The 16288-nt window shown below is 58.7% G+C and carries 15 protein-coding genes and 1 pseudogene; 8 read left to right on the top strand and 8 right to left on the bottom strand.

Annotation, left to right across the window (positions count from 1 at the left end; genetic code table 11):
• Positions 1-4: 4 nt before the first annotated feature.
• Entirely contained in the window at positions 5-3076 is a 3072-nt protein-coding gene (locus ACA064_RS25445; RefSeq protein WP_497670595.1) for an efflux RND transporter permease subunit, read from the top strand.
• An 84-nt stretch (positions 3077-3160) separates the two neighbouring features.
• On the opposite strand, the gene ACA064_RS25440 is transcribed toward ACA064_RS25445, so the two are convergent.
• The 5 genes from ACA064_RS25440 to ACA064_RS25420 all read right to left on the bottom strand — a co-directional run bounded on the left by ACA064_RS25440 (position 3161) and on the right by ACA064_RS25420 (position 7994).
• A complete protein-coding gene (locus ACA064_RS25440) occupies positions 3161-3850 on the bottom strand; it encodes a DUF4197 domain-containing protein (RefSeq protein WP_497670594.1) in 690 nt (229 codons plus the stop codon).
• Between the two features lie 27 nt (positions 3851-3877).
• The gene (locus tag ACA064_RS25435) at positions 3878-4276 is read right to left on the bottom strand and encodes a YbaY family lipoprotein (protein ID WP_497670593.1); all 399 of its coding nucleotides are present in this window, start codon (positions 4274-4276) and stop codon (positions 3878-3880) included.
• A gap of 141 nt (positions 4277-4417) precedes the next feature.
• Positions 4418-4759, bottom strand: coding sequence for a YbaY family lipoprotein (locus ACA064_RS25430; RefSeq protein ID WP_497670592.1), 342 nt, complete (start codon positions 4757-4759; stop codon positions 4418-4420).
• 128 nt (positions 4760-4887) lie between these two features.
• A complete protein-coding gene (gene plsB / locus ACA064_RS25425) occupies positions 4888-7383 on the bottom strand; it encodes a glycerol-3-phosphate 1-O-acyltransferase PlsB (protein ID WP_497670591.1) in 2496 nt (831 codons plus the stop codon).
• A 233-nt stretch (positions 7384-7616) separates the two neighbouring features.
• On the bottom strand, positions 7617-7994 hold the full coding sequence (locus tag ACA064_RS25420; protein ID WP_497670590.1) for a hypothetical protein: 378 nt from the start codon (positions 7992-7994) through the stop codon (positions 7617-7619).
• A 199-nt stretch (positions 7995-8193) separates the two neighbouring features.
• Here ACA064_RS25420 and ACA064_RS25415 point away from each other — a divergent pair, with 199 nt between their 5' ends.
• The 3 genes from ACA064_RS25415 (at position 8194) to def (ending at position 10040) form a co-directional block, all read left to right on the top strand.
• Complete coding sequence (locus ACA064_RS25415) at positions 8194-8385, top strand: CsbD family protein (RefSeq protein ID WP_497670589.1); 192 nt, start codon at positions 8194-8196, stop codon at positions 8383-8385.
• A gap of 171 nt (positions 8386-8556) precedes the next feature.
• On the top strand, positions 8557-9498 hold the full coding sequence (locus ACA064_RS25410) for a YihY/virulence factor BrkB family protein (protein WP_497670588.1): 942 nt from the start codon (positions 8557-8559) through the stop codon (positions 9496-9498).
• A gap of 2 nt (positions 9499-9500) precedes the next feature.
• The gene (def, locus tag ACA064_RS25405; RefSeq protein ID WP_497670587.1) at positions 9501-10040 is read left to right on the top strand and encodes a peptide deformylase; all 540 of its coding nucleotides are present in this window, start codon (positions 9501-9503) and stop codon (positions 10038-10040) included.
• Here the strand turns inward: def and ACA064_RS25400 are convergent.
• Entirely contained in the window at positions 9994-10449 is a 456-nt protein-coding gene (locus ACA064_RS25400) for a GNAT family N-acetyltransferase (RefSeq protein WP_497670586.1), read from the bottom strand. The genes def and ACA064_RS25400 overlap by 47 nt on opposite strands.
• A gap of 382 nt (positions 10450-10831) precedes the next feature.
• Between ACA064_RS25400 and ACA064_RS25395 the strand changes: the two genes are divergently transcribed.
• The 4 genes from ACA064_RS25395 (at position 10832) to ACA064_RS25380 (ending at position 14396) form a co-directional block, all read left to right on the top strand.
• Positions 10832-11773: a fatty acid desaturase gene (locus tag ACA064_RS25395; RefSeq protein ID WP_497670585.1), complete on the top strand. Its 942-nt coding sequence runs from the start codon at positions 10832-10834 to the stop codon at positions 11771-11773.
• A 10-nt stretch (positions 11774-11783) separates the two neighbouring features.
• On the top strand, positions 11784-12575 hold the full coding sequence (locus ACA064_RS25390; protein WP_497670584.1) for a phosphate/phosphite/phosphonate ABC transporter substrate-binding protein: 792 nt from the start codon (positions 11784-11786) through the stop codon (positions 12573-12575).
• A 244-nt stretch (positions 12576-12819) separates the two neighbouring features.
• Positions 12820-13386, top strand: coding sequence for a sigma-70 family RNA polymerase sigma factor (locus ACA064_RS25385; protein ID WP_497670583.1), 567 nt, complete (start codon positions 12820-12822; stop codon positions 13384-13386).
• Positions 13383-14396, top strand: coding sequence for an ABC transporter substrate-binding protein (locus ACA064_RS25380; RefSeq protein ID WP_497670582.1), 1014 nt, complete (start codon positions 13383-13385; stop codon positions 14394-14396). The genes ACA064_RS25385 and ACA064_RS25380 overlap by 4 nt, the downstream gene beginning before the upstream one ends.
• Positions 14397-14725: 329 nt before the next feature.
• Here ACA064_RS25380 and ACA064_RS25375 read toward each other — a convergent pair.
• Together ACA064_RS25375 and gntR are read right to left on the bottom strand one after the other, a co-directional pair.
• Positions 14726-14993 (bottom strand): annotated as a pseudogene (locus ACA064_RS25375) (hypothetical protein); the annotation flags it as partial.
• Positions 14994-15218: 225 nt separating this feature from the next.
• Complete coding sequence (gntR, locus tag ACA064_RS25370) at positions 15219-16250, bottom strand: HTH-type transcriptional regulator GntR (protein ID WP_497670581.1); 1032 nt, start codon at positions 16248-16250, stop codon at positions 15219-15221.
• Positions 16251-16288 lie beyond the last annotated feature (38 nt).

The following is a 16288-nucleotide window of genomic DNA, read 5'->3' as shown; positions in this document are numbered from 1 at the left end:
CCCGATGGGTTTCAATCTTTCCGAATGGGCGTTGCGCAATCGCCAGATCGTGCTGTTCCTGATGCTGTTGCTGGCCGTCGTCGGCGCGCTGTCCTACACCAAGCTGGGGCAGAGCGAAGACCCGCCTTTCACTTTCAAGGCCATGGTTATTCGCACCAACTGGCCGGGGGCAACGGCCGAGGAGGTGTCGCGGCAAGTCACCGAGCGCGTTGAGAAGAAGCTGATGGAAACCGGTGAGTACGAACGGATTGTCTCGTTCTCCCGGCCCGGTGAATCCCAGGTGACCTTCATGGCCCGGGACTCGATGCATTCGGCGCAGATTCCCGAGCTGTGGTATCAGGTCCGCAAGAAGATCAGCGATATCCGCCATACCTTGCCACCGGGGATTCAGGGACCGTTTTTCAACGATGAGTTCGGTACCACCTTCGGCAATATCTATGCGCTGACCGGCAGCGGTTTCGACTATGCGGTGCTCAAGGACTACGCCGACCGGGTGCAGATCCAGCTGCAAAGGGTCAAGGATATCGGCAAGGTCGACCTGCTGGGGCTGCAGGACGAGAAGATCTGGATCGAGCTGTCCAACGTCAAACTGGCCACCCTCGGGCTGCGATTGGCCGTGGTCCAGCAAGCGCTGGAAGAACAGAACGCGATGTCCACCGCAGGCTTTTTCGAGACGCCCGGCGAACGCCTGCAACTGCGAGTCTCGGGGAATTTCCAGACAGTCGAAGAGATCAAGGGCTTCCCGATCCGGGTCGGCGATCGCACGTTTCGCATTTCCGATGTCGCCAACGTGCACCGCGGTTTCAACGATCCCCCGGCGCCGCGCATGAGATTCATGGGCGAGGACGCTATCGGTCTTGCGGTGGCGATGAAAGAAGGCGGCGACATTCTGGTATTGGGCAAGGCGCTGGAAGTCGAGTTCGCCCGGATCCAGAAAAACCTCCCGGCCGGCATGGAGCTGCGCAAGGTTTCCGATCAGCCGGCCGCGGTGAAGACCGGCGTCGGTGAGTTCGTTCGGGTATTGGTGGAAGCGCTGGCGATTGTCTTGCTGGTGAGCTTCTTTTCCCTCGGAGTGCGCACCGGCATGGTGGTGGCGCTGGCGATTCCGCTGGTGCTGGCGATGACCTTTGCCAGCATGTATTACCTGGGGATCGGCCTGCACAAGATTTCTCTTGGGGCGCTGGTGCTGGCGCTGGGCCTGCTGGTGGACGACGCGATCATCGCTGTGGAAATGATGGCGATCAAAATGGAGCAGGGCTACGACCGGATCAAGGCCGCCAGCTATGCCTGGACCAGCACCGCGTTCCCGATGCTCACCGGAACCTTGATCACCGCCGCCGGCTTTCTGCCGATTGCCACCGCGCAATCGGGTACCGGCGAATACACCCGTTCGATCTTCCAGGTGGTGACCATCGCCTTGGTGGCTTCGTGGATCGCCGCCGTGGTGTTCGTGCCGTATCTGGGGGAGAAACTGCTGCCGGACCTGGCGAAAATCCATGCCGCCAAACACGGCACCGGCAATGGGCAGCCCGACCCGTATGGCACGCCCTTTTATCAACGGGTGCGACGCCTGGTGGAGTGGTGTGTACGCCGGCGCAAAACCGTCATCGGCCTGACCATCGTACTGTTCGTGGCTTCGGTGGTGCTGTTTCGTTTCGTGCCGCAACAATTCTTCCCGGCATCCGGGCGCCTGGAATTGATGGTCGATCTCAAACTGGCCGAAGGTGCCTCGCTGAGCAACACCGCCGAGCAGGTCAAACGTCTGGAAGGCTTGCTCAAGGACCACGCCGGGATCGATAACTACGTGGCCTATGTCGGCACAGGTTCGCCGCGTTTCTATCTGCCGTTGGACCAGCAACTGCCGGCGGCGAGCTTTGCGCAGTTTGTGGTGCTGGCCAAGACCATCGAGGATCGCGAAAGTCTGCGTAGCTGGCTGATCGAAACCCTCAACGAACAATTCCCGGCGCTGCGCTCGCGGGTCACGCGGCTGGAGAACGGCCCGCCGGTCGGCTACCCGGTACAGTTCCGGGTGACCGGCGAGCACATCGAACAAGTCCGGGCGCTGGCGCGCGAAGTCGCGGCCAAGGTGCGGGAGAATCCCCACGTGGTCAACGTGCATCTGGACTGGGAAGAACCGAGCAAAGTCGTGTATCTGAACGTCGATCAAGACCGTGCCCGGGCCTTGGGCGTGAGCACCGTGAACCTGTCGAAATTCCTGCAAAGTTCGCTCACAGGTTCCAGCGTCAGCCAGTATCGCGAAGACAATGAGTTGATCGAAATCCTCCTGCGCGGCACCTTGCATGAACGCACCGAGCTGTCCTTGTTGCCGAGCCTCGCGGTGCCGACCAACAATGGTACAAGCGTGGCCCTGTCGCAGATCGCGACCCTGGAATATGGCTTCGAAGAAGGCGTTATCTGGCACCGCAACCGCCTGCCGAACGTCACGGTGCGCGCGGACATCTATGGTAAAGAACAGCCGGCCAGCCTGGTCCAGCAGATCCTGCCGACCCTGGAACCGATTCGCGCGCACTTGCCCGACGGCTACTTGCTGGACGTTGGCGGTACCGTCGAAGACTCGGCCCGTGGGCAAAACTCGGTCAAGGCTGGGGTACCGTTGTTCATTGTCGTGGTACTGACTTTGCTGATGCTGCAACTGCGCAGCTTCTCGCGCACGGTCATGGTGTTTCTCACCGCGCCCCTGGGGTTGATCGGCGTCACCTTGTTCCTGATGGTGTTCCGCCAGCCTTTCGGCTTCGTGGCGATGCTCGGCACCATCGCGCTGTCCGGGATGATCATGCGCAACTCAGTGATCCTGGTTGACCAGATCGAACAGGACATCGCCGCCGGACTGAAACCCTGGCAAGCGATCATCGAGGCCACGGTGCGACGCTTCCGACCCATCGTGCTGACCGCACTGGCCGCCGTGTTGGCAATGATCCCGCTGTCACGCAGCGTGTTCTTCGGGCCGATGGCGGTGGCGATCATGGGCGGGCTGATTGTCGCGACAGCGCTGACCCTGCTGTTCCTGCCAGCGCTGTATGCGGCGTGGTTCAGGGTGAAGAAAGAGCAGGCGTAGGAGCTGCCGCAGGCTGACCCGGTACACCCGTGATCCAACGGGTGTACCTCCAGGCTGTGATCTTTTGATCTTGATCTTCGCGTTCTACAGCGTACCAAACACCTTCTTCGCCAGGCTGGTAGCTGCTGCTGCCGGGTTCTGGCGAATGGTTTCTTCTTGCTTGGCGATCATTTCGAACAGTCCGTTCAGCGCCTGCTCGGTCACGTAACCTTCGATATTGGCGCTTTTCGCGTCCAGTACTCCGAGGGTCGCGGCCTGGCCGGCGAATGAGTTGTATTGTTTGGCCAGGCCGACCTGGTCGGTAGCTTGTTTGACGATCGGCAGGAACTTGGTGCGGATCTGCTCGCGGCTGGTTTTGCTCAGGTATTGGGTGGCTGAATCCTTGCCGCCTTTGAGAATGGCCTTGGCATCGTCCACGCTCATTTTCTTCACCGCATCCACCAGCAACGCCTGGGCTTGCGGCACCGCGGCTTCAGCGGCTTTGTTCATACTGGCTTCCAGCTCGTCAACCTGGGCGCCCATGCCGAACTGCTTCATCTTCTTGGCGACCTTGCCCAGTTGTCCCGGCAATCCGATCTTTACTTGCGGGTTGTTGCTGAAACCGCCTGGAGTGCCCAGTTGCTTGACGGCGACTTGCGCGCCCTGAGTCAGTGCATCCTTGAGCCCACCGGTGGCATCTGTCTGCGACAGATCGTTCAGGGACAAGGCCAGCGCACTGGCGGATATCAGCAAGCCCGCGCACAGGCCGGCGAAGCGAAGGGAAGGACGGAGCATGGCAGCTTCCTTAATCAAGAGAGAGAGTCAACGTACCGCATCGACGCGGATTTTCAACGGCTGCGGATCCTTGCCGTCGAGTTGTACGGCGTGATGTTCAGTGGAAATGAACATCAACTTGCCATCCACTTCGATTCGCGCGCTGACCGAATAACGATGACCGGGTTTGACGTGGGCCGGGTTAAAACTGAGATGGAAGGGCAGTGGCACCTGACCCTTGACCGGGCCACTCTGTTCGTCCAGCACCACCGCTGGGGCGTCGGCGAGGGAAACGTCCTGCAGGCTGACGTTCAGGATCGCGTTCGGCGGCAGAGCGATGCGTTGCAGATAGAACACTTCACCGTCGAGGCTGGTTTTGGCGGCAGGTTGCATGGTTTGGCAGGCACTGAGCAAAGCTGCTAGTCCAAATAGCGAAAGTTTTTTCATGAATTTATCCCTGTCGTTGACGCTGAAGAAGATCGGCGCCAACGATAATTTAAAGGATTTTTCCGGAAAAGGTGCCGGCAATCATGTGAAGCGGTGAGTGGTTGGAGCTTCAATACATAAATGCTGCGCGGCATTTTTTGATCAGACTTTTCTGACCAGGATTTCCAATGGTTGCAGGTAAGCTGCATTCAACACTACCGGGTGACGGTCTACTGTGCTGAAGATCAGTTGGTCGTTTGTTTTGATGCATGCACGGATTGCATAAGTGTGGCCGGGGATATCATCCGCTGGCCTATATGCAAGTTCAAAGTTCAGGCCAGCAGTTTCTGCATTGCGGATTGCGCAGCGGGAAAGTTCCTTGGCCGGAGCATCGGCTAGAGAGACGTCTTCCAAGGAGACGTACAGCGTTGAGTTCGGCAACAGTCCTATCCTTTCCAGATAATGAACTTTGCCCGTGAGGATTTGTACAGGTTCGCTACTCATTGTGATTTCCTTATCGTTAGCGTCGAAAAGCCGACGTATTGAGCAGCGTAGTCAGGATTTCAGGTGGGAATTCCTTCAAGGAAGCATCCTTGCTTCATTGCCGAATTATCTGACGTTTCAGCAGCTATTTATCCGACGTTTTCTGGCTGATCGGCCGCATCTTCACTGCGATGCAATGCCACCTGACGAATCGATAAGCGGATTTCCGCCGGCAATACACGCTTGGCCGCGCCTTCGGCCAGCTCGCCGAGCAGTTTGTGATAGCTCAGCTTTCCGGCTTCATCGCGACGCAGTACGTCGAGATCCAGCAGCGTCTGAATGAAGTGGCGGAACAGGCTCTTGTCGAAGAATTCCGGCGCGTTCAGGCCATGCAGGATCGACAGGCGCTGGGCCATGACGGTGCAGAGGTCTTCCAGTTCTTCAGCGCTGATGCTGTTCTGGCCGCTGTTGAGCAACAGCGAGATGGCCATGTAGAAGCGTTGCAGGGTTTGCGCGATGCTCCTGGACAGCAAGGTCAGCAGGACAAAGTGCCGGGAACTCGGCGCCGGACGCAGGTACACCTCCTTCTCGAAGCGCAGCAGGCCTTGCTCGACGAAGGCTTCCAGCCACTGATCGACCACCGCGTCCAGCTCGTCCAGCGACCAGCGGATGAACAGCTCCGATTGCAAGTACGGATACAGCGCCCGGGTGTAACGCAGGATCTGCTCGCGGCTCATGCGCGAGCTGCTCTGGAAGAAGCTCGCCAGCAGCGCCGGCAGGGCAAAGATGTGCAGCACGTTGTTGCGGTAATAGGTCATCAGGACGGCGTTCTGCTCGTCCAGATAGAGGATCTTGCCCAAGGCATCGCTCTGCTCGGAAAGCAGGTCCATGTCTTTGACGTGCTCGATCAACTCGCGGCCATCACCTTCCGGCAGGGTGGTATGGGGCGAGTAGGGTACGCGGCGCAACAACGCCAGATACAGATCCAGGACCCGCGCCATGGCCCGATCATCCAAAGCCAGGCGGCTGGTGGAGAGCAAGGCCAGTGCCACCAGATTGACCGGGTTGATCGCCGCGGCTTCGTTCAAGTGCCGGGCTACTCGCTCGCCGAGGCGATTGGTGGTTTCGTTCAGCCACGCCGGGCGGAACTGCGGGCCGAGCTCCTGAGAGCGCCAGTCGGGCTGTTCGCTGTCGAGGAATTCCGCCAGTTTGATCGGCTCGCCAAAGTTCACTGCGACCTGACCGAAGCGCTGCTTGAGGGCGCCGATGACCTTGAAGATGTCGAAAATCGATTCTTTCTTCTTGGTCGCGCCGCGCAACTCGCCGAGGTAAGTCCGGCCTTCGAGGACTCGCTCGTAACCGATGTACACCGGGATGAAAACAATCGGCATTCGCGATGAACGCAGGAAGCTGCGCAGGGTGATCGCCAGCATCCCGGTCTTGGGTTGCAGCATGCGTCCGGTGCGCGAGCGGCCGCCTTCGACGAAGTACTCCACCGGGAAGCCTTTGGTGAACAGGGTATGCAGGTATTCGTTGAACACTGAGGTGTAGAGCGGGTTGCCCTTGAAGGTGCGGCGCATGAAAAACGCCCCGCCGCGACGCAGGAGGCTACCGATCACCGGCATGTTCAGGTTGATTCCGGCGGCAATGTGCGGCGGGGTCAGGCCATTGCGAAACAGCAGGTAGGACAGCAGCAAATAGTCGATATGGCTGCGATGGCAGGGCACATAGATTACTTCGTGACCCTGGGCGACGGCTTGTACGCCTTCGATATGGTTGACCTTGATCCCATCGTAGATCTTGTTCCAGAACCAGCTCAGTACCACTTCGAGAAAGCGGATCGCGGTGAAGGTGTAGTCCGAGGCAATTTCATTGCCGTAGCGCAGGGCCTGAGCCTTGGCTTTCTCAGGGGAGATGTTCTCGCGTTCGGCTTCTTCGAGGATCGCTTGCTTGACCAGCGGTTGGTTCAGCAGGCCCTTGACCAGATTGCGCCGGTGGGAAATGTCCGGGCCGATCACCGCCGCTTTGAGGTTGCGCAAGTGCACCCGCAGAATCCGCTGGGCCATGCGTACGGTGCGCTCGTGACCTTTGTTATGTTCGATCAGTTCGCGCAGATGAATCGGCGCCGAGAACTGCACGCGGGTCTTGCGCCCCAGAATCATGATGCTCAGCAGCCGGCGCAGGCGTCCGGTGACGGCCCAGCTGTCGGCGAACAGCAGTTTCCACGGGCTCGATTCGCTGTCCGGGGACTGCCCCCAGAATACGCTGACCGGGATGATCTGGGCGTTTTCGGCGGCGTTCTGGCTCAAGGCACTGACCAGTCGCGTCAGGGTCGGCGGTGCGCCGCGTTTATCCTGGCGGCCAAGCCAGTCGGGCTCAGGCGTCAGGTAAAAAAACGCTGCCGGTTCCAGCAAATTGCCGACCGATACCGGTAACACCGGGCGTGGCAGGCCGGCCTTGGTGCACTCGGTGTCGAGCACCGCCAGGTCAGTCAGCGATGGGCTTTGCAGGACGTAGAACACCGGACGGCTGCGGTCGAGGTTGAGGGTGAAGGACGACTGGTTGATCGTCTCCGAGCGAACCCAGAGGTACAACAGTCGGCGCAAGGTGCCAAACACAAGACGGCGGAACGGGGAGCGGGTCATACGGCTTCTGCGTTAGTTGAAAAAAACCGAGCAGCTGCTCGGGTCCGGTAGTGTGCCGTATTCACCGAAAATCGGCAAAAAAGCAGGGAAGTAAAGTTTATTCGAGAGTTTTTCCCGGTTTTGTACCTGGCTCCGTTCAGACCAGTATCCAGATCGGGTGTTACAGGCATAAAAAAATCCGGAGTCCTTAACGGTTTCCGGATTTCTCGGTGGCTAGTTGGAAACTTCGATGGTTACAGCAAGAACTTCGCGAAATTCACCCCGGTACCGGCTGGACGCACGTCTTCAAGGAAGGCGTCTTTGTCCGCACTCAACTCCAGGCTCACGGTCGGCTTGCGTTTGCCTTGATTGCGCACCACCAGGCCTTCCATCTTCTCGCGCAGGAACACCGTCGGCACTTTCAGGTGCAGCAGCTGGTCGGTGCTTGGGGTGTGCAGCAACAAGTGAATCCACTCGTACTGACCGATGGCCAGGCGACTGACGGGAATATCGAACCACCAGATATTCTTGTTGCGGTTCAGTTCGGTGAAGTGGCAGTTGTTGACGCCCAGCACGTTGCCACCGAGTTCCTGGTTTCTGCGGGCGATGGCCTGCGTTTTATCGAGTTTCATAACATTCCTACGGATTGGATCTTCAGCGCCACGGCCTGAATACGTTGCGCATTCTCGTGGGTTGATGGGTAAACATAAAGTCAAACCTGCGCGTGACGATGAAATGACGCAGTGAAAATAAATGAAACTCCGCGCAACGGCCTCAGGTCAACCCTTACGTAGCGTCCATGACCCCTTGAACCGTTACAGGAGAACTACCATGAGCAGTACTGGCGATAAAGTGAAAGGTGTGGCCAATGAAGCGGTCGGCAACGTCAAACAAGGTGTAGGCAAAGCCACCGACAACGACCGGTTGCGCGCTGAAGGCAAGGTCCAGGAAAAGAAAGGCGAAGCCCAGCAAGCCGTCGGCAAGGCCAAGGATGCGATCAAGAAAACCGTCGATGACGCTTGAGGTGGACGGCTTGGTTGCAGTAGAACGGCCATCCGCGGATGGCCGTTTTTATGTCAGTTACAGTTATCAATGAATCGAAATTGTTTCAACGCGGTCAACTGAGCTACTTTGATGTACAAATCGACCCTGAGTCGGCATCGAATTCAACCTTTTGCGGCGAAAGAAGACGCTATGTTTTTTCCTGACTTGAAAGGCTTGCCGCTGCATCGCGTCCTGACGCGCACGGTCACCGAGTTCGTCGACGACGAAATGTCGACCTATGCCTCGGCGCTTGCCTATCAGATGCTGTTCTCGCTGTTCCCGTTCCTGCTGTTTCTGATCGCCCTGATCGGCTTCCTGCACCTGCCGGACTTTTTCTCCTGGTTGCGTCTGCAGTCGGAGCTGGTACTGCCCCCGCAAGCCCTCGAGCAAGTGAATCCGGTGATCGACCAGCTCCAGCAATCCAAGGGCGGGCTGCTGTCGGTAGGTATCGTGATTGCACTGTGGACCGCCTCGGCCGGTGTGCGGCTGATGATGAGCGCGATGAACGCGGCGTACGATGTGGTCGAAGGGCGACCGATGTGGAAACGCTTTCCGCTGTCGATTATCTACACCATCGGCATTGCCGGCATGCTGTTGGTCGCCGCCGCGCTGATGGTCCTGGGGCCGCAAGTGATGGGCTGGCTGGCGGGGCAGATCGGCATGGAGGAGTTTATCGTCACCGTCTGGACTCTGGTGCGCTGGCCATTGATCGTGGTGCTGTTGATGGTCGCGGTGGCATTGATCTATTACGTCACACCCGACGTGAAGCAGGAGTTCCGCTTTATCACCCCGGGCTCGGTGCTGGCGGTGGTGGTATGGATCATCGCGTCCCTGGGCTTTGGCTATTATGTGAAAACCTTTGCTGATTACAACGCCATGTATGGCAGTATCGGTGCGATCATCGTGCTGTTGCTGTACTTCTATATTTCTGCGGCGGTGCTGTTGCTCGGCGCGGAAATGAACGCGGTGATCGAGCACATGTCGACCCATGGCAAGAATCCTGGCGAGAAGGACTTCGGGGACGACGAAAAACACCACGTTTCGGGATTGGGACGGGACCACTCGCTCAAACCGACCACTGACGAAGCCTGAACATGATCCGTGAAATTCTGAAAATGGGCGACGAACGCCTGCTGCGCATTGCCCCGCCGGTGCCGGCCGAGATGTTCGACAGCCCGGAACTCTGGCAGTTGATCGATGACATGTTCCAGACCATGGAGCACGTGGGCGGCGTCGGCCTGGCCGCACCCCAGGTGGGTGTCGACCTGCAGCTGGTGATCTTTGGCTTCGAGCACAGTGAGCGCTATCCGGACGCGGAAGCGGTACCGCAGACCATCCTGATCAACCCGCTGATCACGCCGTTGGGGCCGCTCCTGGAAGAGGACTTTGAAGGTTGTCTGTCGGTACCCGGCATGCGTGGCGCAGTAGAGCGCTATCAGCAGATTCGCTACGAAGGGTTCGACCCCAAGGGTGAGCCGATCGTGCGCATCGCTTCAGGCTTCCATGCCCGCGTCGTGCAACACGAATGCGATCACCTGATCGGCCGGCTGTACCCGTCGCGGATCAGCGACTTCAGCAAGTTCGGCTTTATCGATGTGATGTTCCCGGATCTGGATCCTGCCGCGGGCGAGTGAGGCGTTCTCTGCCGAGGGCAATCATGGGTTTACTGCGAGTATAGCGAGCCAGACGATCTGCCAGTGACTGGGGCAGTCGTGGCTCGATGGTAAACCCCAGACCCGCGTAAAACCCTTGCAGATCCGGATGGCAAAACAGCCAGACCGGCCCCTCGACAGTTCCACACGCATGTTCCACCAGCTGCGTGGCAATCCTTTGACCTCGGCAGGCCGGATCGACAAACAACCCGGTCAACCACTGCCCTTCGGCAACCGGTGTCAGGCACAGACCGGCAATGATCTCCAGCCGTTTGGCTACCCATAACTCTCCCTTGCTGGCCGCGCGCATTGGCGAGTTGTGCTGGCGATAGAACTTGTTCAGCAGGGGGCGTAGCGGCTCGGCAAGCGGGCTGAAATGAAGCTCTGGCATGGTTTGAGTGAATTTCTATGAAGGGCGGTGAGCAGCAAAAAATTATAAATCGCTGAAATAAAACTCTGCTACGTAATAGGTGTTATACCTCATGTTACATCCCGTATGAGTGGAGCGTGCATCATGGCCAAAGGCATGGATTCAAAGAAAGCAGCAAAGAAAAAACCATCGAAAACCGCCGATGAAAAACGCGCGGACAAGAAAGCCAAGAAAGTCGGTGTGTTCGGTCACTGAGTCGTCTTTAACGGAGCCCGTCCATCGGGCTCCGCTTTCACTTCTGAATAAATAATCAATCGATCTGCAAGATTTCCCTGGGCTATTGCACAGAGGGGGATGAAGTCGACGTTCGTTTGTCGGCGCGATCCCTGCTCTGAGCCACGCCATGCCCAATTATCTTGATCAAGCCCAACGAGAAGAAATCGAAACCCTGCGCCTGAGTTTCACCGGCCGCACGCAATGGCCGACCTGGCTGTTGCTGATTGGCGTTTACGGCGCCTGGTTTGGCGTACTGCTGGCGAGCCCATGGCTGGGCTTGTGGCTGAGCACGGCATTACTGATCCCCATCCTGGTGCTTTGGATGTCGGTGCAGCACGAGCTGTTGCACGGGCATCCGACGCGTTTTATCTGGCTGAACAAGCTCCTCGGTTATGCGCCGTTGGCGGTCTGGTATCCCTACACGCTGTACCGCGACAGCCATTTGTTGCATCACCGAGACGAAGACCTGACCTTGCCTGGCCGCGACCCGGAAAGCCGGTACCTGAGCCGACACCGGTGGCAGACCAGCTCAATACTCGAACAAGGCCTGCACTGGCTGGATAAAACACTGTTCGGCCGCCTGCTAGTGGGCGCGCCGTTGGCCTTGCTGGGGCTGGCGAAGGAAGAGCTGCAGCGCTTGCGGCGAGGCGAACGCCAGGCCTGGCTGATGTGGCTGACCCATGGCGCGCTGTCCGTGCTGATGCTCGGCTTCATTGCTCGTTACAGCGCGGTGCCGGTCTGGCACTACCTGTTGCTGATCAGCGTGCCGGCGTTGTCGCTGGCGATGATCCGTTCCTACTATGAACACCGCCCGCACACCCAGGCCGAGCAGCGCACGGTGATCAATGAAGCGGCATGGCCCTGGACCTGGCTGTTCCTCAATCTGAACCTGCACCTGGTGCATCACGACCTGCCGGGTCTGCCCTGGTTTTACCTGCCTCGCGTGTACCTTGCCCGTCGAGAGCAGTGGCTCAATCGCAGTGGCGGATTTCTGGTGCAAGGCTATGGTGAACTGTTTCGTCGACATGGGCTGGCGGCGGTAGACAGTCCGGAGCATCCGTTTGGTTGAGAACACAAAAATGACTTCAGGCTACGCAGAACTACTGATGTACGTCGCTCCCGAGCAGATACGCCAGGCCAGTGAACAATGGCTGACCCGGATCCTCGAACGACTCAAGGTTACCCGTCAAAACGCCGAAGGCCTGGAGCTGATGCAGCTCTGGCTCGCCCCGCAACTGCTGCTGACCCAAACCTGCGGTTATCCGCTGATGACCGCCTTGCGTGGACAGGTCCGGGTGATTGGCCGACCGCGCTATGAACTGCCCGACAGCTCGGGTGGTAACCATTGCAGCCTACTGCTGACCCGCGCCGTTGACCCGCGCCGAACCCTGACGGGATTTTTCGGCAGCCGTGGGGTGATCAATGGCGAGGACTCCAACAGCGGCATGAACCTGCTGCGTCACCGGCTCGCGCCACTGCAGCAGGACGGCCGGTTTTTCTCCAGTGTTGCCATCAGCGGCAGCCACCGCGAAAGCCTGCGCTGGTTGCGTGAAGGCAAGGCGGATCTGGCGGCCATCGACAGTGTCACCTTTGCCTGTCTGGCGCGGTATGCCGAAGAGGAAGTGGCGGGATTGCGAGTGGTGGCGCGCAGCGCCTTCAGCCCGACCTTGCCGTATATCGGTGGTGCCGGGCTGACGGATGAACAGGTCGAACGTATTCGTGAAGCGATGAACCTGGCTTTGCAGGAACTGCCACAGGTGGCTGAAACCCTCGGGCTGCAGGAAGTGTTGCCAGCCTCTGAAAGCGACTACCAGATCCTGCTCGACTATCGGCAAGAGGCCGAGGAATTGGGGTTTGCTCGGTTGCGCTGAGACTTGAAAGATCGCAGCCTGCGGCAGCTCCGACAATGTTTCACCCGCAATATGGCAGGTGTACGCAAAACCCCCGTAGGAGCTGCCGCAGGCTGCGATCTTTTGATCTTTCGAGTCAATCCTATAAATTCCATAAATGCATATAAAAATACTTTTTAAGTATTATTAATGAATAAGGCTCCTTGCTAGGATCGCCTCACCGGAACTCCGGACATACAGAGCAACCCTTTGCATTGGAGCCTCCATGTCCGGCGCCGACCCTTCTCACCGCGAATACGTGGGCGGATTGTTCCGCAATCATTACCAGTGGCTGTGCGCCCGATTGCGCCGCCAACTGGATTCCAGCGCCAGTGCCGAAGACATTGCCGCCGAAACCTTCGTCCAGCTGCTAAACGCCCCCGGGTTGATGCCGATCCGCCAGCCGCGGGCGTTGCTGACCACCATTGCCCAGCGTTTGATGTACCAGCTATGGCGCCGGCGCGATCTCGAGCGCAATCACCTTGATTCCCTGGAGCAGGATGAAGCGCTCCAAGGGGCGTCACCTCAGGATCTGGCCCAGGCACTCGAAGCCCTGGATGGCATCGACCGCCAGCTCAACCGCTTGCCGGCCAAGGTCCGGGCCGCTTTCCTGCTGGCCCGGGTCAACGGCCTGACCTATCCCGAAGTCGCAGCCGAACTGGGGATTTCCCAACGCTCGGTGAGCGATTACATGACCCGCTCAATGGCGGTCTGTGCGCCGTGGAGTGCGACGAACAAACCGAGCGCCAACCAGCCATTACTCAGACAATCATCCCTTCAGAGGTCCGCATGAGATCGATCAAAACCCTGCTCGGCAGCTCGCTGCTGGCGCTCAGCCTGCTGGCGCAACAGGCCCCGGCCGTTGAACAGCCCGTACCTATTCACTTCGGCGACATCACCTGGGAAAGCGGCAGCCTGATTACCGAGATCCTGCGTTTGATCGTCGAGAAAGGTTACGGCTACCCGACCGACACACTGCCGGGTAGCACCGTCAGCCTCGAAGCGGCCCTGGCCAGGAACGATATCCAGGTAATCGGCGAAGAATGGGCCGGGCGTAGTCCGGCGTGGATCAAGGCCCGAGCCGAGGGCAAGGTGTTTGGCCTCGGTGACACGGTCAAAGGCGCTACAGAGGGCTGGTGGGTCCCGGAGTACGTGATCAAGGGTGACCCGGAGCGCGGCATCAAAGCCCTGGCTCCGGAACTGAAGTCGGTCGCCGATCTGGCGCGCTACAAAGATGTGTTCCGCGATCCGGAAGACCCGGCTCGCGGGCGCTTCCTCAACAGTCCGACCGGCTGGACCTCGGAGATCGTCAACAGCCAGAAACTCAAGGCCTACGAACTGACCGACAGCTTCGTCAACTTCCGCACCGGCTCCGGCGCGGCCCTGGACGCCGAGGTCGCTTCATCGATCCGCCGCGGCAAACCAGTGTTGTTCTACTACTGGTCGCCGACGCCACTGCTGGGGCGCTTCAAACTGGTGAAACTCGAAGAACCGGCGTTCGATGCCGAAGCCTGGAAAACCCTGGCCGATGCCAACAACCCACATCCCAAAGGCACCCGCTCGATGCCCGCCAACCTGGCCATCGGCGTCTCCGCACCGTTCAAAACTCAATATCCGGACCTGGTGGCGTTCTTCGAAAAGGTCGACCTGCCAATCGACCTGCTAAACCAGACACTCGGCCAAATGAGCGAAAAACGCCTGAAGCCGCGTCAGGTTGCCGAAGCCTTTTTGAAGGATCAGCCGCAGGTCTGGCAGCGGTGGGTGCCGATAGAGGTGGCGACAAGGGTGAGTGGGAGTTTGTAGAGGAATTCGATTATTTGCCTGACGTTTCAAGGGCGTCTGAGACTTTGCTTTCGCGGGTAAGCCCCAATGCCAGTCAGTTAAGGATTTTCAGATGAACATCAAACCTGTGGCGAGGGAGCTTGCTCCCGCTGGGTCGCGTAGCGGCCCTGAAACTTGCAAACCCGTTGTGTCAGACACACCGCATTGTCAGGTTTTACGACTGCTTCGCCCGAGCGCGGACCGGCCTACGGGAGCAAGCTCCCTCGCCACAGTTGATCGCCCGACCATAGATTTCTGTTACTGACTTGCCCGCGAATGATCCAACGGCTTGCGCTTCTGTTCGGTCCGACTCAGACCGCAGCCAGAAACTTGTCGGTAACCTGTTTGTCGGTCGTGCTGCTGTCTTTTTCGGCCTAAGCCAGCTTGATCTTGTCTTGGAGGAGGCGAGCGATTTCCTGGCCGATTGCCTGTTGTTGCTCCGGCGGCATCTGCTCAAATTCTTCCTCGGTAATCCCCCAACTCCTTGAAAATACTATCGCGCATCCGCTCTTCAGGGGACTTGCTCATGTAGTCCTTGAATTCGGCCAGCGCGCCGCTCTCGGGGGCGGTGGTCGCTTCCGGTGTGAACACCTGAATTATGGTTATCGACAGGTATAGAGCACATTGCATGCCGGTGCTGCCAGCGCCCCGGTTTTGCAGGGGATGACAGCCTGGTGACTGCCGGTAGGGCAAGGTCGAGCGGCCAGATTTTGCCGCTTTCGGCCGCTTCGCCATCAAACGCGTTCAGCGCCGATGGCTTGAGAGCAGTCATTTAATATGCCCGGTGACCCCGCAAAAACCAGTCTAAGTACTCTCGCGAATCATCAACTCAAACCCCATATCCTGCACCGGTTTGGCCACAGTGTTGCCAGCCATCAAGGTCAACATCTGCTCGGCGGCGCGGCGGCCAATGGCTTCTCGCGGGGTGCTGATGCTGCTCAGACGCGGCACCATATGGGCCGAGGCGGGCAGGTCGTTGAAACCGAGGACCGCCACTTGCTGGGGGATTTTGATCCCGCAGCGCATGGCTTCCAGCAGCGCGCCGTGGGCCAGGTCGTCGTTACCGAAGAAGATCGCGTCGACTTGCGGATGGCTGTTCATCAACTGCAGAAACAGTTCGCCGCCCAGACCCACCGATGAGGGCCGTGGAGTCAGGATTTCCAGGTCCGGATCATATAGACCGGCTTTTTGCAGGGCTCGGCGGAAACCTTCACCACGCAATAGGGTGCGCTGGTCGAGTTGCGCGCCGATGTAGGCCAGACGCCTGCGACCACGTGAGATCAAATGCTCGGCCGCGGTCTCGCCGGCGCTCATTTGCGAGAAGCCGACGCAGTTCAATCCAGCCCCGGGGTCCAGGTCCATCATGTAGACGCAGGGAATGTTGCTGACCTCGACCATCCGTCGGGCGCTTTCGGTGCGATCGAAACCGGTCAGCAGCAAACCACGTGGCTGATAGGCCAGGTAATTGCGCAGCAGATTTTCTTCTTCATCGCGCGAGTAGTGATAGTTGCCGATCAGCACTTCGAAGCCTTTGGGACGCAGTATGGTGTGAATGGCTTCAAGGGTATCGATGAACAGCAGGTTGGACAGCGACGGCACTAAAACCACCACCGAATGGCTCTGAGCGGAGGCCAGGGCACGGGCCGCGGGGTTGACCACGTAGTTCAGTTCGAGGGCTGCCTGCTGGACTTTTTCCACCAGTTCGGTGGCCACGCTGGTGATGCCGCGCAGGGCCCGGGAAGCGGTGATCGGACTGACGCCCGCCAGGCGCGCGACTTCATTGAGAGTAGGGCGTCCCGTGGTGCGGGTATTTTTATCGTTTTTAGAAGAGGTCATCGGACGGCTTGCCAAACAAAATTCAAGGTACTAAGGTA

This window comes from Pseudomonas sp. LBUM1658, from assembly GCF_059716055.1.
Note: the sequence above shows the minus strand (reverse complement) of the source record. Positions and strands in the feature narration are given on the sequence as shown.